Origin of the sequence: Novosphingobium sp. SG751A (assembly GCF_013149295.1) — a bacterium.
GTDB lineage: Bacteria > Pseudomonadota > Alphaproteobacteria > Sphingomonadales > Sphingomonadaceae > Novosphingobium.
This window is the reverse complement of the sequence record NZ_JABGCB010000006.1, coordinates 306605-327339: the sequence shown is the minus strand read 5'-3', so window position 1 is coordinate 327339 and position 20735 is coordinate 306605. Positions and strand designations below refer to the sequence as shown.

At 62.8% G+C, this 20735-nt stretch carries 15 protein-coding genes; 5 read left to right on the top strand and 10 right to left on the bottom strand.

From position 1 onward, the window contains the following. Window positions 1-9: 9 nt before the first annotated feature. Complete coding sequence (locus tag FHW96_RS10635; RefSeq protein ID WP_172340534.1) at window positions 10-2688, bottom strand: TonB-dependent receptor domain-containing protein; 2679 nt, start codon at window positions 2686-2688, stop codon at window positions 10-12. A gap of 270 nt (window positions 2689-2958) precedes the next feature. On the opposite strand from FHW96_RS10635, the gene FHW96_RS10630 reads away from it, so the two are divergent. Both FHW96_RS10630 and FHW96_RS10625 read left to right on the top strand, forming a co-directional pair. Next, window positions 2959-4089 carry a hypothetical protein gene (locus FHW96_RS10630; RefSeq protein WP_172340533.1) on the top strand — a complete coding sequence of 377 codons (1131 nt, stop codon included), beginning with the start codon at window positions 2959-2961 and terminating at the stop codon, window positions 4087-4089. Window positions 4090-4202: 113 nt separating this feature from the next. Continuing rightward, window positions 4203-5855 carry a carboxylesterase/lipase family protein gene (locus tag FHW96_RS10625; RefSeq protein WP_172340532.1) on the top strand — a complete coding sequence of 551 codons (1653 nt, stop codon included), beginning with the start codon at window positions 4203-4205 and terminating at the stop codon, window positions 5853-5855. A 29-nt stretch (window positions 5856-5884) separates the two neighbouring features. Here FHW96_RS10625 and FHW96_RS10620 read toward each other — a convergent pair whose 3' ends face one another. The 5 genes from FHW96_RS10620 to FHW96_RS10600 all read right to left on the bottom strand — a co-directional run bounded on the left by FHW96_RS10620 (window position 5885) and on the right by FHW96_RS10600 (window position 12915). Continuing rightward, window positions 5885-6703 (bottom strand): alpha/beta hydrolase, encoded by an 819-nt coding sequence (locus tag FHW96_RS10620; protein WP_371815689.1) that lies wholly within the window; start codon window positions 6701-6703, stop codon window positions 5885-5887. A gap of 179 nt (window positions 6704-6882) precedes the next feature. Then, window positions 6883-8292 (bottom strand): aldehyde dehydrogenase family protein, encoded by a 1410-nt coding sequence (locus FHW96_RS10615; RefSeq protein ID WP_172340530.1) that lies wholly within the window; start codon window positions 8290-8292, stop codon window positions 6883-6885. A 2-nt stretch (window positions 8293-8294) separates the two neighbouring features. Then, window positions 8295-9386: an NAD(P)-dependent alcohol dehydrogenase gene (locus FHW96_RS10610; protein ID WP_172340529.1), complete on the bottom strand. Its 1092-nt coding sequence runs from the start codon at window positions 9384-9386 to the stop codon at window positions 8295-8297. Further along, entirely contained in the window at window positions 9386-11971 is a 2586-nt protein-coding gene (locus tag FHW96_RS10605; protein WP_172340528.1) for a TonB-dependent receptor, read from the bottom strand. The genes FHW96_RS10610 and FHW96_RS10605 overlap by 1 nt, the downstream gene beginning before the upstream one ends. Before the next feature lie 110 nt (window positions 11972-12081). Further along, window positions 12082-12915, bottom strand: coding sequence for a helix-turn-helix domain-containing protein (locus FHW96_RS10600; protein WP_172340527.1), 834 nt, complete (start codon window positions 12913-12915; stop codon window positions 12082-12084). A gap of 347 nt (window positions 12916-13262) precedes the next feature. Here FHW96_RS10600 and FHW96_RS10595 point away from each other — a divergent pair, with 347 nt between their 5' ends. Both FHW96_RS10595 and FHW96_RS10590 read left to right on the top strand, forming a co-directional pair. After that, a complete protein-coding gene (locus FHW96_RS10595) occupies window positions 13263-13487 on the top strand; it encodes a xanthine dehydrogenase family protein molybdopterin-binding subunit (RefSeq protein ID WP_172340526.1) in 225 nt (74 codons plus the stop codon). Between the two features lie 121 nt (window positions 13488-13608). Continuing rightward, window positions 13609-14640 (top strand): oxidoreductase, encoded by a 1032-nt coding sequence (locus FHW96_RS10590; protein ID WP_172340525.1) that lies wholly within the window; start codon window positions 13609-13611, stop codon window positions 14638-14640. On the opposite strand, the gene FHW96_RS10585 is transcribed toward FHW96_RS10590, so the two are convergent. The 4 genes from FHW96_RS10585 to FHW96_RS10570 form a co-directional block, all read right to left on the bottom strand. Continuing rightward, complete coding sequence (locus FHW96_RS10585) at window positions 14627-15076, bottom strand: (2Fe-2S)-binding protein (protein WP_172340524.1); 450 nt, start codon at window positions 15074-15076, stop codon at window positions 14627-14629. The two genes, FHW96_RS10590 and FHW96_RS10585, sit on opposite strands and share 14 nt — an antisense overlap. Then, window positions 15073-17244 (bottom strand): molybdopterin cofactor-binding domain-containing protein, encoded by a 2172-nt coding sequence (locus FHW96_RS10580; RefSeq protein WP_172340523.1) that lies wholly within the window; start codon window positions 17242-17244, stop codon window positions 15073-15075. The genes FHW96_RS10585 and FHW96_RS10580 overlap by 4 nt, the downstream gene beginning before the upstream one ends. Then, a complete protein-coding gene (locus FHW96_RS10575; RefSeq protein ID WP_172340522.1) occupies window positions 17241-18188 on the bottom strand; it encodes a formylglycine-generating enzyme family protein in 948 nt (315 codons plus the stop codon). The genes FHW96_RS10580 and FHW96_RS10575 overlap by 4 nt, the downstream gene beginning before the upstream one ends. A gap of 115 nt (window positions 18189-18303) precedes the next feature. Then, window positions 18304-19794 (bottom strand): FAD-dependent oxidoreductase, encoded by a 1491-nt coding sequence (locus FHW96_RS10570; protein ID WP_172340521.1) that lies wholly within the window; start codon window positions 19792-19794, stop codon window positions 18304-18306. A 261-nt stretch (window positions 19795-20055) separates the two neighbouring features. Here FHW96_RS10570 and FHW96_RS10565 point away from each other — a divergent pair, with 261 nt between their 5' ends. Continuing rightward, complete coding sequence (locus tag FHW96_RS10565) at window positions 20056-20718, top strand: hypothetical protein (protein ID WP_172340520.1); 663 nt, start codon at window positions 20056-20058, stop codon at window positions 20716-20718. Window positions 20719-20735: the final 17 nt, after the last annotated feature.

Sequence of the window (20735 nt, the reverse complement as noted above, 5' to 3'; positions counted from 1 at the left end):
ATCCGCGCATCAGAACCGGGCCGACACCGTCCAAACGAAGGAGCGGGCCTGACTGGGCACGACGGGATAGATGGCATTCGGGTTATATTGCGCCGCCGTCAGCCCCTGCCGGTTGAGGCTGGCAAGGAAGCCGGTGGCCGACCAGGACATGATACCGACCTGATTGAACAGGTTGCTCACATTGAACTGGGCCTTGATATGCTTGGTGATGTTCCATGATGCGCCCATGTCGACTGTGGTGAACGCGGGCAGATAGAAGGCATTGGCCGCATTGGCCGCCCGCTTGCCAAGATAGGACACGGTGCCGAAGATTTTGACATCGGCGATGGGTGCATAATCGAACCCGCCGCGCAGAATGATCTTGGGATTGTTATCCGCATCCCCGCGCGGGATCAGCGTTTTCACATCATCCGTGCCATCGCCTTTGGGCCCCTGCGCCCAGTTGTAGAAATTGCTGGCCTTGGGGTCCTGCAAGGTCAGGTTGCCATGTAGGTTCAGGCTGGACGTGACACGAGCCGCAGCGGCGATTTCGATGCCAAAGGTCTTGATCTGGCCCTGAAACGCCGGTTCGACATATTGCTGGCCGGTCTGGGGGCCGGAGGTGTAGTTGAACACGGCGGGCACATTCACGTTCTGCAGCAGGCTGTAGAAGGGAAAGAATTGCAGGTTGAGGCCCCCGCGCGCATATTTGATGCCCAGTTCGACCTGTTGAATCCGCTGGGGAGCGGGGAAGGCGGTGGCGATTTGCCCCGGTGTGTTGATGCTCTGGATACCGCCGAAATCGGGCGCCTTCTTGCCGTTGGAATAGCGGATATAGGTGGTCAGATTGTTGTTCACATCATAATCGATGGCCAGCGAATAGTTGAAGTAATTGTAATTCCGCTGTGTCCGATAGACCGCGCCCGCGCTGGAAACGCCATTGTCATAGAGCGTATAGGGATTGCCATCGACCCCGCCCACAGGCGAGCCGAAACCCATAGGAAACAGGGCAAAGGGGCTGGAATTCCACGACTGGTTGCGAATGTCGTAATCAATCGCCTCCCAGCGACCTCCTGCCTCCAGCGTCACCTTGTCGGTCACCTTCCAGCTGTCGCCGAAGAAGAGCGAATATTGTTTCTGCGTGCCGTTATAGCTGGTCAGCGCAGGCTGGCCCATACCGCCAAAGCCCGCCGGGCTGGTGACGAGATAGGGCGTGGAGGAACCATTGGGCGTATAGGTCACGGTCAGCATCTGGGGCTGGGGCGTCATGGTCATCAGGCCGATGCCCGGCGCGCCCGAATAATCGGTCGAGAGCTTGGCCAGACCGATAAAGCCGCCCAGAGCAAGGTGATGATTGCCCACGTCTCCCGTCAGCGTCAGCTGATCCGAAATCTGGTTCGACCATGATTTCTGCGCATTGCCGAAGCCGACATAGGCGCCGATGTTGCCGGGCAGATTGCTGTTCGCAATGATGCCCTGATTGGGCAGATTGTTGGCCGTGACGTTGAAATAGCCCGGCGCAAAGACGCTGGCCGAACCGCCCGCCTGCATCGAAGCGGCCAGAGTGCCGCTGTTCGCGTTGTAATAGTTGAGCGTGCCGGGCTGGAGGAAGGCCGTGCCCATCAGGATATTGACGATGGGGTCTTGCAGCGAAACCACCGACAGCACCGCGCCCGCGCCCCAGTTCGATCGGTTATAGGTATAGCGCAGCTTGTTATCCAGCTTGAACGTACCGCCCAGATCCTGTCGCCAGTTGAGGCCCAGTGCGATCGATTCATTCTGCACCAGGTTGGACGGGTTCCAGCAACCGCTGCCCCCGCCTACCACGGGGTAACAATGGCTGCCCGACACCGGTTGCAGGTTCGAGGTCACGTTGGAAAAGCCCGGTGCGATGCGGGTGCCGCCAAAGGCGGGCGTAAACTCGTTCCACGTATTGGCATCGTTCAGATATTTGCCGGTCAGTTGCAGCGAGCCGCCCTCATATTCATAGAGCAGATTGGCCTTCACCTGACCGCCCTTGTTCAGCGCATAGCCGGCATCATGCGTGCCATTGTCCAGACGCAGAAAGCCGCCGATGGAATAATAGAGATTGTCGCGCAGCTGCCCCCCGATATAGGCATCGGCCCGATATTGCGGCAGCTTGCCATCGCCCTGAAGGCCGAATTTCAGATCGACCGCCACGCCCGGATCGGTTTTGCCGTTTTTCGAGATATAGTTGAAAATCCCGCCCGGCGCATTCGGGCCGGTAATCACCGCCGTGCCCCCGCGCAGGCCCTCCAGCCGCCCCAGATTGATGTCGGAGCGCAGGTAGTAGTCAGGCCCGTAATTGCTGGCCGTCAGCAGATCGACCGGCAGACCGTCTTCCTGAAGCGAAACGTAATAATAACCGCCCGCGCCATCGAGCGAATTGGCCGAAATCCCGCGCGAGAACACCACATTGCGGATTTCGCCCAGCGCCGAGTTAACAAACACACCGGGCACATTCTTGAGCAGATCGGCCGAGGAAACCGCCACCTGCTGGGCCAGATCCTTGGATGTGACGACGTTAATCGAAATGGGCGCTTTTTCTGCCGCCTTGGCCGCGAAAACGCCGGTCACAATGATCTCCTTGGCCTCCTGCGGGGCGGGGACAGTCTGGGCGAAAGCCGCGCCTGCGGGCGCAAGGTTGAAGGCCATCGCCGTGGCTGAAAGCAGAAACCATTTCCTCATTTACAATCCTCCTGAATTTATTGAATGGAGGATGAAGGTTTTTATGAAACCCACAGAAGTTTATTCCCAATATCTTGAGAATAAATCAACCTCTCCACCCTATATCATTATTGTGATACTTTTTCATCACAGGCTGAAAACAATCCGCCGCACACAGCGGTCCGTCACCTGTTAATCCATGCATTAGGACTTGCGCCGAAGGGAAAAGAGGGTCCAAAATCGCGCGAAGGACGGCATCCAGAACAAGCAACCCCGCCCCGGAACCATTCCATGCTGACAAAATCGCTCGAAATTGCGTCGCAAATCCCATCCCACGGCCCGCGCAAAGCCGCCATCCAACTGGTTGCGGAATTTGAAACCGCGCTGCTGGCCCATCACCGCGACGGCCGGCCGGTGTTCGGCCCCGAACGCGATCTGGCGCAGGACTACCAAGCCTCGCCCAAGGCGGTGCGGCAGGCGCTGCGGATTCTCGAATCACGCTTTCTCGGCTCGGTGCGGCGGGGTGTGCATGGCGGGCTGGCGCTGCGGGTTCCCGCAATCGAGGAATCGGCCGAGCTGATGGCCATCTATCTGTCCGCCATCGGCGCCGGGCGGGACGAGGTGCGGAGCGCGCAGGATATACTGATGCCCGAAATGGCGTGGCGCCCGGCCGCCTCGCTCGATTTCGTGGGCGGCATCCTTGGGGCGCTGGCGCAGACCTTTGACCGCGCCGACAACCATCTGCCCGCAGCGGGCGACACGCGCGCGCTGGTCATCGCGCGCCGGATCGTGGCCGACCTTCAGGCCCGCCCCGTCGCTCCGGGCGGGCGGGCCAGGCTGGGCACGCTGGTCGAACTGGAGGAAACCCATTCCAGCGGGCGGCCTATCATTTTGCAGGCGATCCGCATTCTGGAAGAACTGGAAATGATCGAAATGGTCCCCGGTCGCGGCGGCGGCATCGCCCTGCGCCAGCCTTCGCCCGGCGCGGTGGTGCGCGCGCTTTATCCGCATTTCGTGCTGCAAAACCTGAACCGAGAAACATCGCGCGACATCATCTGGTCGATCAATCTGGGCACCGCGACCTATGCCGCAGTCCATCGCACAGACCAACAGGCCGCACTCCTGCGGGCCACGCTGGACGAATTGCAGGCCCGCGATTTCGACACAGCCGACCATTCCGGGCAAGTGCTGATATGGCGGATGCTGGGCGATGTGGCGGGCAACAGGGTGTTGCATATGCTGGCGCGCTGCATCTTCTATTTTCAATTGCAATCCGATGCCCTGGCGCTCGAACGCATCCTCGAACCGCTGCCCGATATGCTGCTCGACTATACGTGCCAACTGGCCCTCGCGGTGTGCGAAGGCGACGCCATGGCGGCACGCCATACCGTGACTTTGTGCGAAAGCGTCGCGCGCAGTTGATTTAGGACCCTGTTTGCCACGTCCGATTATCGCAAGAAGCACCGCCATCCGGCCACCGGCGCAAGGGACGCATAATCCCCACGCTCCATGGCTGTTCTTGCGGGGATCTCGTGATGGCGGCTTTCGATGCGTTCAACCGGCGCAGCTTTCTTCAAACCGGCGGTCTGACTTTGATCGGCGCGCCGGGCCTGTTGCGGGGGGCCGCGCCGAGTCTGTTGCGCGGGGCTGCGCTCGACCGGCCGATGGTCGAAACCGACGATGGCCGCCTGCTGGGTATCCATGACCGAGGCGTGAAAGTGTTTCGCGGCATCCCCTATGCCGGTTCGGTGTCCGGCCCGGACCGCCGTTTCCGCTCGCCCGTGCCGCCGCCGACATGGAGCGGCATCCGCGATGCCTCAGCCTTTGGCGCGCCCTCGCTCCAGCCCGCCGGGCAACCGATAGGGCCGGGCCGCCCCGCCCCGGCCGAGGATTGCCTGTTCCTCAACGTCTGGACCCCGGCGCTTGATGGCAAACCCCGCCCCGTCATGGTCTATCAGCACGGGGGCGGCTTTGTCGTCGGCTCGGGCGCGGCCCCATGGCAGGATGCCGCAAGGCTGGCGGCAGAGAATGACGTGGTGGTGGTGCAATCCAATCACCGCCTCGGCATCATGGGCTATCTCTACCTTGGCCGGTTGCTGGGCGAGGACTATCCCGGCAATCAGGGGTTGATGGATCTGGTGATGGTGCTGCGCTGGGTCGGGCGCAACATTGCCGCGTTTGGCGGTGATCCGGGCAATGTCACGATCTTTGGCGAAAGCGGCGGCGGGGGCAAGACTGCCTGCCTCTATGCCATGCCTTCGGCGGCGGCCTATTTCCACAAGGCCTCGATCGAAAGCTCGATCGGCCCCGGCCATATGGACCCCGATGCGGCCAGCGCCGTAACGCGCGAGGTGATGAAACGGCTAGGGATCAGCGATGCCAAAACCTTGCTATCCCTGCCCGCCGAGGCGTTGATCAAGGCGCAGGCGGGCGGCGACGCATCGGCGCAACCCGGCACGAAATTGCCCGGCCAGCCCTCGGGCCCGCCATCCTTGATGTTCTGGCCCTTCATCGACGGCGCCATCCTGCCCGAGGAACCCTTCGCGCGGTCCGCCCCGGCAATTTCCGCGCATAAGCCGCTGATCATCGGCGGGTGCAAGGATGAGGCCGTGTTTTTCAACCGGCTCGATCCGGCAACCTTCCGGCTGAATGAAGCGGGTCTTATCGCCCGAGTGACCGCCATGGCCGGACCGCGTGCGGGCGAATGGATCGCCACCTTTCGCGCATCCCGCCCCCATGCCAGCCCATCACAGCTCTTTATGGCCATCGCCACTGCTGCGCCATGGCGCGCCCATGCCATCCATATCGCCGAGGCCAAGGCGCGCCAGCACGGCGCTCCGGCCTATGCCTATATCCTCGACTACCGCGACCCCACACCGGTCGAAGGCACCGCCTATCCGCAGGGATCGCCCCATGCCTCCGACATTCCGATGAAATTCGACACGGCGCCCGAATTCGGCCCGCGCGACCCGGCCCGCCTGAAAACCGCGCAAAACATGAGCCACATGTGGGCGCATTTTGCCCACACCGGACGCCCGGCAGCCAAGGGGCAACCGCAATGGCCCGCCTATACGCTGAAGCGGCGCGAAACGATGATCATCGATGCACAATGCCGGGTGGCGCGCGACCCCGAAGGCACTGAACGGCGTTTTTTCATGCAACAGCCGGATGCCGAAGCCATCCGATAAGGGGCAAGCAAAAGCCCGATCCGACGGATTTACGCTTCGCGATAACACGCCCTAAGTAATCCAAAACCACCGTCACTTGCTGACGTCGCCAAGCAGGCCAGCCCGGCTGCGAGGAAATTCTCAATATCCTGCTGCGCTGAATCCAAGACCAGGCGCATATTGACATAGCCGTGGATCATGCCCTCAGCCCCGATCTCAATCACCTTGGCCCCGGCATTGCGCGCCATATCGGCATAATGGCAGGCCGCATCGCGCAAGGGGTCAAGGCTCGCTATCTGGATGACCAGCGGCACTTGCGGGATCGGGCCGAGCAGCAAATTATAGCTCGGATCACCTTCGGGTTTGCCGCAAAGGCCATCGAACCAATCCATCGCGCTTTGGCTTAGCATATAGCCTTCGCCAAATTCGCGCATAGAAGGCCAATCACTGCCCGCTCCCAAAAACGGGTAAATGGCCCATTGCGCCAAAACCGGCAGATCGGCAGGCCGGGCGCTAAGGCGTTGCCCCACGAGGATCGCCAGATGTCCGCCCGCGCTGTCTCCGCAGGTGATAAGGCCGCTCAGAGCCAATCCCAAAGCTTCAGGTTGCATGGCCACCCATCTGGCCACGGCCTCGGCATCTTCAACAAAGGCGGGAAAGGGATGTTCGGGCGCCAGACGATAATCCACCGCCAATACTGGCAAACCGCTGCGCTGCGCCAGAAAGCGGCAAAAGGAATCATGCGAATCCAGATCGCCGAAGACAAAACCGCCGCCATGAAAGAACAGGATCAGCGGTCCTGCCTGCCGCACGTTCAGGCTGTCATAAAGCCGCAGGGGAATCTCGCCACATGCCAGATCGCGCACCACCGCCAGCGGTATTGGCGGCAGGTCCATCGCCTGCCCCATGCTGCGGATCGCCATGCGCGCGGCGGCCACCGGCAATTCATTGACCGGCGTCGCGCCACTTTGCTCCATCGCGGCAAGAAAGGCCGCCACATCAGGCCGAACATAGGGCTTGCTCATCGGAATTCTCTCCTGTGGTCGGATTATGCTTTGGCCATGTTGATAATCTTGGCCTGCGTAAATTCCAGCAAGCCTTCCAGCCCCTGCTGCCGCCCAATGCCGGATTGTTTGGCCCCGCCAAACGGCACATCAAAGGGCAAATCGAGATGGCGGTTGATCCATACCGTACCGCTGTTGATCAGCGCCGCCACCTGTTCGCCGCGATCAGGATCGCCTGTCCAGATGGTGCCGCCAAGGCCGTATTCACTGGCGTTGATTGCCGCGATTGCGGCATCGAGATCATCATAGGGCAGCAACGGCAGCACCGGCCCAAACTGCTCCTCCTGCACCAGCCGGGCATCATGGGGCAGATCACGCACGATGGTTGGCGCGATGAAATAGCCGCCTCGCTCAAGCGGTTCGCCGCCAGCCACGACAGTTCCCTCCTCACGCGCCTGCGCCAGATAATCGACCAGCTTGGCATATTGCGCGGCGTTTTGGATGGGGCCGATCTGGCTACCCTGCTCCATGCCATCGCCCACGACGGCCCTGCGCGCCAGATCGCCCAAAGCCTTGCACAAATCGTCATAAAGCACGCGCGGGGCATAGACCCGCTTTGCCGCCAGACACACCTGCCCCGCATTGACCATGGCCGCGTTGAAAATCATCGGCGCGATCTTGGCCACATCGGCATCGTCCAGCACCAGCGCTGCATCATTACCGCCCAATTCCAGCGTGAAGCGCTTGAGCGTGTCGATGGTGCTCGACAACACCTTCTTGCCCGTGGCGGTGGAGCCGGTGAAACTGACATGGGCTACACCCGCATGGGCAGAAAGCGGCCCACCCAGATCATTAGCATCGGCCAGCGTTTGAAACACACCGGCGGGCAGAATATCGGCCGCCACCTCGCCCAGCAGCAAAGTGGTCAGCGGGGTGGAGGGCGCAGGCTTGGCGATCACCACATTGCCGGTGATGAGAGCAGGCCCCAGTTTGACCACCAGCAGGATCAGCGGAAAATTCCAAGGTGTGATCGCCGCCACCACACCCAATGGACTGCGGTGTTCGGTGATGCGCTCTTCGGGCGTATCGCGAATGACATGAGGCGCAATGTCCTGCGCCGCAAAATAGCGCAGCCCGGCCACCGTCCCGCCCACTTCAAAACGCGCCTGATCCAGAGGCTTGCCCTGTTCCATGGTAAGCAGGCGGGCAAATTCCTCGAAACGCGCCTCCACGCCATCGGCAAAGCGCTCAAGATACGCGCGGCGCTCGGCATAGGAATGCCGCGCCCAGGCGGGAAAGGCGCGCCGGCCTGCGGCTACGGCGGCATCCAATTGCGCCGTATCGGCGCGGGCGGCCCGCATAAAAGCCGCCCCGGTAGCCGGGTTGATGACCGGCATTGTGCCCGCCCCGTCCACCAATTGCCCGTCAATAAGGAGGCGCAGTGTCTTTTCCATGTTCACATTCTCACAATCGGTTTGATGACCGAGCCGCTCTCACCGGCCGCAATGGCCTGCGCGATCTCGGCAAAGGGATAGAAGCGAACCAGCCGTTCGATCGGAAACAGGCCTGCGCGCCAATAGGCAACGAGCTGCGGGATCAAGCTTTGCGGATCAGCGGAGCCTTCGACAATGCCCCGCACCACGCGCCCGGCGCTCATCACAAAAGCCGCGTCCAGCCTGACCTGCGCACCGGGCGCAAAGGCGGCCACCAAACCAGCCTGCCCCTGCGGCCCAAGCGTCATGATCGCTTCCTCGATCAACGGCACATGACCCGTCGTGTCAAGCACATGATCAAGCCCCGCCAGCCCATGTTCGGCCAAAGGGCGCCCATCGGCCACGACGCCCTGTGTCGCACCCAGCGAGAGCGCCAGCGCCACGCGATCGGCCGAGCGATCCACCGCGATGATGCGGGCGGCGCCGCGGATCTTGGCCGCCATGATCGCCGCCATACCCACCGCCCCCGCGCCCAGCACGGCAAAACCCTGCCCTTCCCTCACATCCAGCGCATTGAGCACGGCCCCCGCGCCGGTCAGGAAACCACAGCCCAGCGGCCCCATAAGTTCAAGCGGCAAGTCAGCTTCCACCTTCACCGTATTGCGCCCATGGGCAATGGCATAAGTGGCAAAGGAGGATTGGCCGAAGATATGGCTGTGGACCGGGCCTGCCCCATCATGAATCGCGGTCGAGTCATCCTCACGCATGGCAAGGAAATTGCGCGAAAAGAAGGCGTGGCAATAGGAGGGCGCGTCAAGTTCGCAACTTGGGCAGGCGCCGCAACTGGCAAAGGAGAGCACCACCGCATCGCCGGGCGCGACATGGCTGACCCCCTCCCCCACGGCCACAACATGGCCCGCGCCTTCATGGCCCAGCACCACCGGCATCGGCACCGGCAAATGCCCATCGCGCATCACCATATCGGTGTGACATATGCCCGTGGCGACCAGCTTGACCAGAACCTCGCCGGCGCGGGGATCGTCTATGGTGACAATTTCGAGTTGCGGGGCCTCCCCCACCACTCTGGAAACGGCGGCAATGGCGGGCGTCGTCATCAGAACTTCATCCCATAGCGCAGATACCATTCACGCGGGCGGTTATAGGTGCCAAAGGCAGTGCCTGCGGCGATGTTCACCCCTCCGCTGGTAATATAGCGGGTGTTGGTCAGGTTGGTCGCGCCCAGCGTGATCGAATATCGGCCTTCGGGCGCGTTATAGGCAAGGCTGGCGTTGAACATGTCATTGGCCGGGCGGCGCAGTAAATCCGAACGCGCGATGTCGTTCCACACCTGCGTCGTATGGGTCCAATCGCCCAAAGCCACCAGCGAGGCCCCGCTTGCCATCCTATATTCGTAACGCGGCGACACGTTGATCTTCCAATCGGCGGTTTTGGGCAGCGATGCGCCGACGAATATGCCTTCCTGAATGCCCGGGATCGGGCTGGCATTGACCAGAGCGGCGGGCAGCAGCGCGGTGTAATGCGCATCAATATAGCCCACCGCGCCATTGATCGTCAGGCCCCGGATCGGCGCTGCCACCACTTCAAGCTCCAGCCCCTTGATCCGCGCATCGCCAGCATTGGCAATCGTGGGCGAGGTGCCGATCTGGATGTTGAGCTGGACGCCTTTATAGGCCGTGGTGAAGGCGGCAAGGTTGATCTGCAAATGGCGGTCAAGCAGGCTCGACTTGATGCCCGCCTCCAGCGTGGTGGCCTTTTCCTCGTTGAAATCGGGCGCGACATTGCCTTGCGGATTGGTCAGGCGCGTTGTCCAGCCGCCGGTTTTATAACCCTTCGACCACGAGCCATAGACCATGATATCCTTGGCCGGATGCAGTTGTACACCTAGCTTGGGCGAGAAATTGGAAAAGCTCTTGCGGTTTACCCCCGGCACATAGACCTGTACCGGATTGGCCGGATTGGGATAGCCCAGCGCTGTCTGGCAAGACACCGGCGCCAGCGGGAACGGGCCACCCGGCGTAATATTGCCCGCGCCATCCGAGCAGCCAAACAGCTTGTAATTACCGCCGTTCAGATCCTGCTGTCCGCCTTCAAACGCCTTGCGCTCTTTGGTATAGCGCCCGCCCACGGTGAAGCCGAGCAGATCGCTGGGGCGAAAATCCACCTGTCCAAACACGGCCCAGTTCTCGGTGTTGAATTTGTTGAGGCCGTCCACCTGCAACAAGCCTTCAGTGAAAACCACATAATCGTGCAGGTCGCCCTTTTCCTTGAAATAGTAAGCGCCCAGCACATAATTCAGCTTCTTATCAAAAGCCTTGCCCAGCAATTGCAGTTCCTGGCTAAGCTGCCACTGATTCTGCGTAAAGCTGAGTTCGAGGAAAGACAGCGGCGAACCATCGGCATCGACCCCACCCTTCCAATTGGTCTGGCGATAGGCGGTGATTGACTTGATGGTAAGATTGGGGCTGACCTCGGCCTGCACTGTGCCGCCAAGCCCCCATGCGGTAAGCTTGGTGAAGCTTGGTCCGGTGGCATAGGAGAGGTCGGGATCGGCGATCACGAAGCGAGAATCCCACGGCAGCCGGTTGTTGAGCGGATTGCTGTCAGTGTTCACGCTGCCGAGACCCGCAAGCTGGTATTGCGGATTAAACTGTGTGCCGCGCGGGCCGCAAAGACCTTGGGCATTGCGGCCCGCGATCTGGCTGGGCGTGCTGTTGATGCAGAAATTATAGAGGCCCGCAAACAGGAAGCCGGTGCTGGAGGTGGGATCAAAAGCCGTTCCGGGCAGATTTGTCGTGCCCGCAAAGGGCCCCGGCACATTGGGAAACACGCCCAGCAGCTTGGTGGCCTGTGAAGGACTGTCCTGCCGTGTGAAATCGCCGGTGAACGTGGCGGTAATCGCGCCGCCATTGTCCCATTTCAACTTGCCGCGCAGGCTTACGCTATTATCGCCGCCCTCGCGCGAGGCGCTGGAATAATCCGCGTGGGAAAAGCTGGTATAGGGATCGGCATTGCCCGCCCGCTGATCGGGAAAGGGAATGCGCTTGAGAAAGCCCTGACGGTTCAGGCTGGCCACGGTGAGCGAGGAAAACAGGCTGTGGGTGAGCGGGACATCGACCGTGGCGCGCAACTTGACCATGTTGAAGCTGCCGGTCGTGGCGTCAAAGCTGCCCTTGAAAACCTTGCCCGGATCATGCGTCACGATGCTGATCGCGCCGCCGATGGTGTTGCGGCCAAACAGCGTGCCTTGCGGGCCTTTCAGGATCTCGACCCGTTCCACATCAGGCAAATCCTGATTGGCGCCAACGGTGCGCGCCAGATAGACGCCGTCCAGATAAATGCCGACGCCCGGATCAATATTGAAGGCAAAGTCATCCGAACCAATGCCGCGGATAGTGGCCGAGAGCACCGCCGAGGATCCGGAAAAGGGTGTGCCGCCATCCAAATTGACATTGGGCGTGAGCGAGGAAAGCGAGGCGACCGAAGTGACCGAACGTTCCTTGAGCGCCATTGCGGTAAAAGCGCTGATCGCGATGGGCACGGTCTGGATGTTTTCCGAGCGCTTCTGGGCGGTGACAACGATCTCGCCAATGGCGGAATCTGAAGGCGCGGACTGGGCCAGTGCGGGCGTTGCGGCCATGGTCAAAACAATCGCACTGGTGACGAAAAGGCGATTTCGCATGGTGTTTCCTCTCCTGTGGCGGCGGTTGGCCCCGCCTTTATGGAGGAAACGTTATTCCCTATAGCATTGCCTGTCTTGAACGTCCGGCCGCTCTTGACTTGAACAAACGCCTATTGACCAAACCTGCGCCCATAAGTGCTGGGCGCTTCGCCAAAGCGCTCGCGGAAACGGCGGCTGAAATGGGCGGCATCGGAAAAGCCCAGCTCATAGGCCAGATCGGTCAAGGATGCGCCGCGCGGGCCTGAACGCAGCCGATGAGCGGCCAGCGCTAGGCGGCGGCTATTGATATAGTCGCTGGCAGTGGTGGCCATTTCGGCAAAGACCATCTGCACATCGCGCTGAGGCACGCCCAACCCCAACGCAATCGACCCGCTGCGCAAGCTGCTATTGCCCAGATTGCCCTCGACAAAGCCAAGTAAGCGTTCGCGCAGGCCGGTTTGGGTCCTTTGCCCCGCTTGCGTGCTGAGCGCGTTAAGCAAAAGCCGATGCAGCACGTCGCCTAAGGCGGAGCGCTCCTCCTCTGCCGGCATCCCGTTCCAGCTTTGGCTGAACACCGACCCCACAAAACCGTGCAGCACGCCCATCGCCGGTGTCTGGTGGCGCAGGACAAGTCCGGGCGTTGCCCCGGCCTGTTCCAGAGCCGCCCAGGGAAAATCGATGACGAACATGACGTTGCGGTCGGAAATCTCTATCGTGTAAGGTTCGTCGGGCGCGCAGAAGGTCAGATCGCCGGAAAACAGCCCGGCGTTGCGGCCGCATTGCCCGGTTGCGCTAAAGCCTTGCGACTGGAAATGGATCAGCCCGCTGCCTTCGGACGATTGCGGCGTGCCGCCTGCCCAGCGGCGAACCGAAGCGCGTTCCGAACTGGCCAAACTAAGGCCAAAATCGCCCAGACGACATCCCGTCCAACTGGCATTGATGGCCTGCGCGCCATCGACCGTCATGCCGGGAAACATAGTCGATACAAGATTGTTCCAATAATCTAGCCTCTTACTCGCGCCGATCGAGCCAGTGGCGTGCTTTTGAAACATCGCGATCTCCCGTTAGGTCTTGCTGCAATAAAGGCGCAAGTTGTTATATGGCGTACTAATAGCGATGATCGTAGCGGGAGTCGATGCTTCGCGCGTATAGCGAGGGAGGCGCATCAGCCCGCAACTCGGCCAAGCAACTCCGGAAAATGATGCCTTGATAGGCCCAACCTCGACAGCGATAGAGCAAAGGTAAATATGCCGATCACAGGATTCCTCTTTGCCAGTTGATCGGCACCGTGAGAGGATCACTCAACCAAAGGTTGCGCCCATCCACCGCGGGCGGGCAGGTCCAGCAGAGCAATTTCCACGATCACCCCTTTGCCAGGATCGACCGCCTGCCCATGGTGGAGGTCGCCTTTGTCCCCTCTGATGCGCCGCCGGGAGGGTTGTGCGAACCGGCCCTGCCCCCGGTGATCCCGGCGCTGGCCAATGCGATCTTTGACGCCACGGGCAAGAGGCTGCGCTCGCTGCCCTTTGCGCTCTGACACGGAAAAGCCCCAAGCCTCAGCAGCCGCATCAACAGCCAAGTCGAGGCGTTGAAGGCTCTGGGCATGGGCGGGCAAAGCGATTAAAGGCGCAGGCGAAGATACAGCGAAAGGAGCATGAATGATGCGCGAGATTGGCGTCGGCCTGATCGGATATGGCCTTGCCGGGCGCGTGTTTCATGCCCCCTTTGTTGCGCTGACGCCCGGGATGACCCTGCGCGCCGTGGTCTCACGCGATGTGGCAAAGGTCCATTCGGGGCTGCCGGGAATGACGGTCGTGCCAAATGTCGCCGCCCTGCTGGCCCAGCCCGACGTGGATCTGGTCATCGTGGCCAGCCCCGATGAATTTCACGCCGAACACGCCATTGCCGCACTGCGGGCAGGCAAGCATGTGGTGGTGGACAAGCCCTTTGCCACCAGCGCCGAGGATGCCCGCGCCATGGCCGAGGCCGCAAGCGGCAGCGGCAAGATGCTGACCGCCTTTCAGAACCGCCGCTGGGACGCCGACTTCCTCACCTTGCGGCGGCTGATCGGCGAAGGGCGTCTGGGCGAGATCGTCCATTTCGAAAGCCATTTCGACCGCTGGCGCCCGGTCCCGGCGGCGGTGTGGAAAGAGGCCCGCGCGGGCGGATCATGGCTCGACCTGGGGCCGCATCTGGTCGATCAGGCGCTGTGCCTGTTTGGCCGCCCGAATGCTGTCACCGCCGATCTGACCGCACTGCGCCCCGGCGCGCCCGCGCCCGACTGGTTTCATGTCGTTCTGCATTATCCGGGCCGCCGCGCGGTCCTGCGCTCAAGCAAAATGGCCGCCGACCATGCTTTGCGCTTTGCCGTCCACGGCACGGGGGGAAGCTGGATCAAACCAGGCATCGACCCGCAGGAACCGGCCATTTTGGGCGGCGCCGCGCCGGGCGGGCCGGATTGGGGGCTGGACCCGGCCATCGGCCATTTCACCGACGGCGCCGACCCGGCGCAATCCACCCCCGTGCCCAATGAGCGCGGCGACTATCGCCTGTTCTGGCAGGCTTTGGCCGATGCCCTGAACGGCAAGGGTGAGAACCCCGTCCCCGCCGAACAGGCGCTGGCGGTGATGGAAGTGCTGGAAGCGGGTATGGCCAGCGCCCAGCAGGGGCGCAGGATCAGCCTGAGCTGAGCTGAGCAATGGCCGCCGCGATCCGGGGATAGGTGCCGCAGCGGCACAGATTGGTCACGCCTGCGCGGATCGCGGCGGCATCGGGGCGCGGATTGGATTTGAGCAATCCGGCCACCGCCATGATCATGCCGGGCTGACAATAACCGCATTGGGGCACTTGCGCCGCCACCCATGCCGCCTGCACCGCATGAAGGCCCTGCGCCGGGGTCAGGCCTTCGATGGTGGTGATGCTGCGCCCCTGCGCCATGTTCAGCGGGATCTGGCACGCGCGCATCGCCTCGCCATCGACATGCACGGTGCAGGCCCCGCACAGCCCCGCTCCGCAGCCGAATTTCGTCCCCGTCAGCCCCAGATCCTCGCGCAGCGCCCAGAGCAGGGGCGTGTCCTCCTCGGCCTCGACATGGCGTTCCTGTCCATTGACCGTGATCGTGATCATGCATTTTCCAGTTCGAAACGAAGCGACAGAGGCAGGCGGCGCACCCGGCCCCCGCCCGCGTCCGCGATGGCATTGGCAAGGGCGGGCGCAATCGGCGGCGTACCCGCCTCGCCCGCATTGCCCGGTTTGGCCCCGCTGGGGATCAGCGCGACCTCGATGGGCGGCACATCGGCAAGGCCGGGCAGGCGCACATCGTTGAAATTGCTGATTTGCGGCCGCCCGTCGCCAAAGGGCACCCCACCCCACAGCGCGGCCTGAAGGCCAAAGATGATGCCGCCGCTGATCTGGCTTTCCACGCCCGCCGGATCGACCATCACCCCGCAATCAAACGCCGCCACGATCCGACGGATGGCCAGCTTGCGCTCATTAACCGTCACCTCGACCGCCTGCGCGCAGACATGGCCCTCGTTATAGGTCAGCGCCATACCGCGCCCCACGCCCTTCGCCTTGGGCCGGTCCCAGCCGATCATGGCAGCGGCCTTGTCCAGCGCGCGCGCGATGCGCGGTTCACCGGCAAGCAGGTCGCGGCGATAGACATAGGGATCGCGGCCCGCCGCCCGCGCCACTTCGTCGATGAAGCTCTCGGCAAAGAAGGCATTCTGGCTCATCGTAACGGACCGCCAGAAGCCGACCGGGATCGCCAGATCGGCCTCGTGAAATTCCATCAGCTTCATCGGCCCGGAATAGCAGCCGTAGATCAGCAGCCCGGCCGCCGTGGGATCGGCCATGCCGGGAAAGCCGCGCCGTCCGTGATAGGTGTTGATTGATTGCCCCGCGATCCGGCTGTGGATCGCAACCAGCGCGCCGTCTGCCCCGATCCCGGCCACGCTTTTGACGCGATAGGCCGGGCGGAACTGGTCCATCGCCAGATCATTTTCCCGCGTCCAGATCAGTTTAACCCAGCGCCCCGGCACGGCCATCGCAGCCTGCATGGCGGGAATGGGAAAGTCGGTCGCCCATTTGCGGCCAAACCCACCACCCAGAAACGTCACCTCCACCCGCACCTTGTCGAGCGGCAGGCCCGCCATTTTGGCCGCCAGCGCCCGCACGTCCTCGGGCGATTGCATAGGCCCGCGCAGGGTCAACTGCCCATCGGCAAAGAGCACGCTGCAATTCAACGGCTCCATCGCCGCATGGGCCAGATAGGGCACGTCATATTCAGCCTCCACCCGGCGCAGCGCGGCGGCGATGGCGGCCAGAACGGCGGGCTTGTCGCCTCCTCCGGCGCGTGGACGCATGGTGGAAAAATCGAAATCGGGAAAGGGCATCGGCGCTTTTTCCGCAAAGGCGCGGGTCAGCGCAGCATCGATCACCTTGTCATCCACCCCCGCCGTTGGCGAGGAAAGCACGGTCAATTTCAACGCCTCGGCCGCCTTTTTCGCGGTCCAGAAACGCGGAGCCAGCACCGCATAGCCGCCATCGACCGGCACCACCGCCACAACGCCCGGCATGGCCTTCACCTGTGCCAGATTGGCTGCCTCAACCTTTGCGCGCGGATGCGGGGCCAGCGCCAGCGCCCCCACCAGCATATCGGGGCGCATCACATCGACGCCGAACTCAGCCCGACCCGTCACCTTGGGCAGCAGATCCTTGCGCGGGCTCTTGCAGCCGATCAGGCGGAAATCGGCGGGAGACTTGAGCGCCACATCGCCCGGCACCGGCAAACGCGCCGCCTCCTCCGCCAGCGCGCCATAGGTCAGCCGCCGCCCGCTGGCCGCATGAATTACCTCGCCGCCTTGCGTCGAGATCTGGTCCACCGCCACGCCCCAGCGCGCCGCGCCCGCCGCCATCAGCATCATCCGCGCCGCCGCCCCGGCCCGGCGCAAAGGCAGGAAATAGCCCACCGTGGTCGCGCTGTTGGCGGTCATCTGCTTTCCCATGCCGGGGTTGATAAAGGCCCTGTCCGCCCATGGCAGCCCCACCTCCATCCGCGCCCAGTCGCAATCGAGTTCCTCGGCAATCAGACGGGCGAGCGCTTCCTGCGTCCCCTGCCCCATTTCCGATGAGGGGCAGGTAAAATGCACCGCGCCATCCGGCACAATCGCAATCATCGCGCCAAAGCCCGCCCCGCCCTGCGCCCGTGCGGGAAAGCCAAAGCCCAGCGCCAGCACGCCCGCGCCCAGGCCATGCAGCATTTCGCGGCGGCTGAGATTGAGGATGCGGCTCATTTCCCATTCACCAGATCGCGCGCGACGCGGAAACCGAAGATCCAGCTCACCTGGTCCTCGGGATCGCGCCCGCGCCATGTTACCCGGTTGCGGAATGCCGCCGAAATCCAGCTGCCGCCCCGCACCGCGCGGCGCGGACATGCGCCCGAAACCTCATAGGCGCGGCCATCGTGCGACGCATCGGCAGGATAGGGCGCGACATAGCAATCCTGTGTCCATTCCCAGACATTGCCGACCATATCGTACAGGCCAAAGGCATTGGGCGGATAAGACCCCACCGGCGCCACCCCGGCAAAGCCATCGCGGCACGGCACAGCCGCCGCCATGCCCCCCGCCCCGCCAAACACCGCCAGCGCGCCATCCTTCATACCGTCGCCGTCCAGTACATTGGCATGAGCGCAGGCCTTGGCCGCGCCGCCCTGCCATGGGAATTCCTCGCTCGTGCCTGCGCGCGCGGCATATTCCCATTCCGCCTCGCTTGGCAGGCGATAGGGCTTGCCGGTCTTTTGGGAGAGCCATGCGGTATAGGCCTTGGCATCGCGCCATGACACGCAGACAACCGGACGGTCAGGCGCGCCATCGCCTGCGCCCTCACCCGGATGGCGGAAATCGGCATCGTGGATCGCCTCGACCTTGCCCGTGGCGCGGATCAGGCTGCGGCACCCGCGCGAGGAGGCGTAGCCGGTGGCCGCGACAAAGGCGGTATAATCGCCATTGGTCACCTCACGCGTGGCCAGCGCAAAAGCGCGGGTGATGGCGACGGGATGAGGCGCGCCTTCGGGCCGGTCGGCCTCGCCCGCATCGGCGCCCATGGTGAAATGGCCCGCCGGGACCACCACCATCGCGGGGCATACGTCCTTGCAATCGCGGATCGATGCGGGTGCCGAAAAGACAGGCGGGGAAACAGCCAGCACCAATCCGGCCAGAAACCAGCGATATGTCATGAATGTCTCCCCAATCCTTAAGCGCCTGCGCGGCGCTCTTGGGACAAAGACTGCCCTGCGCGGGGCGCGGGGAAGTCTTTGTTGTCGCCAATGTCCGGCGAGCGGATAGAGCCGATCAGCCCGCCCTTTCGGCCACCTCCAGCACCACCCGTTCGGAGCTTTCCATCGCGCTTTCCATGCCGTAATCGCTGCGCCGCGTATGCTCGCCGCAGAAATGCAGCACCTGCCATGGCTTGATGAAGTCGCGGCCAAAAGCGTTGACCTGACCCGGCGCGAGGCTGAAACCGCAGCCCTTTTGCAGCGGATCGCGCAGCCAGTCCTTATAGGCCACCACCTTGAGCAGCCCCTTGGACGCGGGGCGCAAACGCTCCAGTTCGGACAGGATGAAAGGCACCGCATCGGCGCGCTGCGAAATCGCCTGCGCCACCTTGCCCACCATCACCACCATCGCGCGATGCTTGCCCTCGCCGGTGTGGTTATCGATGCCCCAGAACATGCCGATCGGCCCATCGGTCGAGAAACTGGCGGGCAGGCCATCGGCCTTCCAGAAGGGCTTTTCCACGCTGAGATAGAGGCGCGCGGTGTTGGCGTAGGGCATATGGGCGATGGCGTCGCGCGCGATCGGATTGGCTGTCCCGGTGATCTCCACATCGCGCAGCATCGAGAAAGGCAGGCTGGAAATGACAAAGCGCGCCTGATAGGCGCTGCCGTCGATACAGGTGACGGTGGCGCCCTTGTCGCTCATCGCGATCCGGCCCACGCGCTTGTTCAACCGCACCACATCGCCCAGTTTCGCCGCCATGGCGAAGGGCAGTTGCTGGGTGCCGCCCACGATATTGTTGATCGAGGAAAGCCCGTCGATGGCATTATGGTCGTTGGTCTCGCCAAAGGGATGGTCGCGCTGTTCACGTTCGCGCCCGCCGATGCGCCGGTCCGCCGCCCCGCGCGTTTCCTCCTGCCACATGCGCAGCATCGAGGTTTCATCCATGCCGATGCCGGGCGCGGAATAAGAGGCCAGTTCAATGGCGGCGGGCGAATAGCCCTTTTGCACCATCAATTGCCGCAGCGAAATGTCCTGCGCGGCCAGCGAAGGATCAAGCCAGTCGGACAACTCCTTGCAAGGGTTCCACTTGCTCGTCACCGCCTGCCCCATCAGCATGGGCGATATCTTGCGCTCATCGCCCACGGTCTTGTTGAGCGGATTGTCGGCCCATGTTTTCAGGTCAACCCACTGATCCTTGTAACGGAAACCGAAGGGCAGCAAGTCGCGGTCCTCCGGCGTCAGTTTCAGCCCGAATTTCATACAGGCATCGATGATCCGCGCATAGCCGCGCCCGATCTGGCTGGCGCCCACGTCCAGCTTGCCCTCGCTGGTGTCGAGCGTCTTGACCCGCCCGCCGACCATCGCGCCGGCCTCCAGCACCACCACCTTGAACCCCAGATCGCCCAGCATCAGCGCGGAATTGAGCCCAGAAAGCCCACCGCCGATGATCACCACATCGGCCTTTTCCGCCGCCAGCACGCCCTTGGCCAGCCCGGCCCCCGGCAGCATCGCCCCGGCGCCGATCAGCCCGGCATTCATCAGAAAGTCGCGTCTGTCGAACATGCTCTTTTCCACCATTCTTCCCATAAGGCCATGCGCGGCGGCCAATGCGCGGCGGAGAGGCCCTCTTCCGCGCCTTGGGCAGCGTTGCTTGCAAATTATTGCATCATGATCGGCAATGCCACGGCCATCCGCGTCAGATTTAACCGCCACACGGCCAAAGCCACCCTGAAGTGCTGCTCTTTGGGCGCGCGGCGTTGCATGGCCTTGCACAGTGCGGCGGCATTTTGCACGAAATCTGCCGCCCGTTCCGGGGAGATTTGCATGAACTGGTCGCTTGCCCTGCTCACCCTGCTTCATCTGCTGGTGCCGATCTACTGGCTGGGCGGGGATCTGGGCACATTTTACAACGCGGGCTTTATGATGGACGAAAAGAGGCCGGTGGGCGAACGCCTTTTGGCGCTGAAAATCATGAACGGGATCGATATGGCCCCGCGCACGGTGCTGATCCTGACGCTGCCGACGGGCCTGTCGCTGGCGGCGACGAAGGGCTGGCTGGCCATCACGCCATGGGCCCTGGCGGGACTGTGGGTGTTCAGCCTGATCTGGCTGGTGCTGGCATGGGCGGTGCATCTGATCCATGGGCCGCGCGGGGCATTAGCGCGCGGAATCGACATCAAAATCCGCTATGCGATGATCGCGCTGCTGGCCGTATCGGGGGTGGCGGGGTTGACCGGCCATCTGGCCATGCCCTTCTTCATCGCCTGCAAATTGCTGGTGCTGGCAGCCTGCGTGACCACGGGGGTGATCGTGCGCTTTCAACTGGTTCCGCTGTTTCCCGCCATTGCCGCCATGAAGGCGCAGGGGGCCACGCCCCAAAGCGATGCCGCCGTCCGCAAGGTGTTGGGCCAGACGCGGCCCACGGTGCAATGCATCTGGGTGCTGGTGCTGATCGCCTGCGTGCTGGGGCTGGGTACGCCGGTTTAATCCGCCACGCGGATAGG

Excerpts from the sequence above, each read along its gene's own strand:
- FHW96_RS10635 (WP_172340534.1), bottom strand. The coding sequence starts at position 2,688 with ATGAGGAAATGGTTTCTGCTTTCAGCCACGGCGATGGCCTTCAACCTT.
- FHW96_RS10630 (WP_172340533.1), top strand. The coding sequence starts at position 2,959 with ATGCTGACAAAATCGCTCGAAATTGCGTCGCAAATCCCATCCCACGGC.
- FHW96_RS10625 (WP_172340532.1), top strand. The coding sequence starts at position 4,203 with ATGGCGGCTTTCGATGCGTTCAACCGGCGCAGCTTTCTTCAAACCGGC.
- FHW96_RS10615 (WP_172340530.1), bottom strand. The coding sequence starts at position 8,292 with ATGGAAAAGACACTGCGCCTCCTTATTGACGGGCAATTGGTGGACGGG.
- FHW96_RS10610 (WP_172340529.1), bottom strand. The coding sequence starts at position 9,386 with ATGACGACGCCCGCCATTGCCGCCGTTTCCAGAGTGGTGGGGGAGGCC.
- FHW96_RS10605 (WP_172340528.1), bottom strand. The coding sequence starts at position 11,971 with ATGCGAAATCGCCTTTTCGTCACCAGTGCGATTGTTTTGACCATGGCC.
- FHW96_RS10600 (WP_172340527.1), bottom strand. The coding sequence starts at position 12,915 with ATGACGGTCGATGGCGCGCAGGCCATCAATGCCAGTTGGACGGGATGT.
- FHW96_RS10590 (WP_172340525.1), top strand. The coding sequence starts at position 13,609 with ATGATGCGCGAGATTGGCGTCGGCCTGATCGGATATGGCCTTGCCGGG.
- FHW96_RS10585 (WP_172340524.1), bottom strand. The coding sequence starts at position 15,076 with ATGATCACGATCACGGTCAATGGACAGGAACGCCATGTCGAGGCCGAG.
- FHW96_RS10580 (WP_172340523.1), bottom strand. The coding sequence starts at position 17,244 with ATGAGCCGCATCCTCAATCTCAGCCGCCGCGAAATGCTGCATGGCCTG.
- FHW96_RS10575 (WP_172340522.1), bottom strand. The coding sequence starts at position 18,188 with ATGACATATCGCTGGTTTCTGGCCGGATTGGTGCTGGCTGTTTCCCCG.
- FHW96_RS10570 (WP_172340521.1), bottom strand. The coding sequence starts at position 19,794 with ATGTTCGACAGACGCGACTTTCTGATGAATGCCGGGCTGATCGGCGCC.
- FHW96_RS10565 (WP_172340520.1), top strand. The coding sequence starts at position 20,056 with ATGAACTGGTCGCTTGCCCTGCTCACCCTGCTTCATCTGCTGGTGCCG.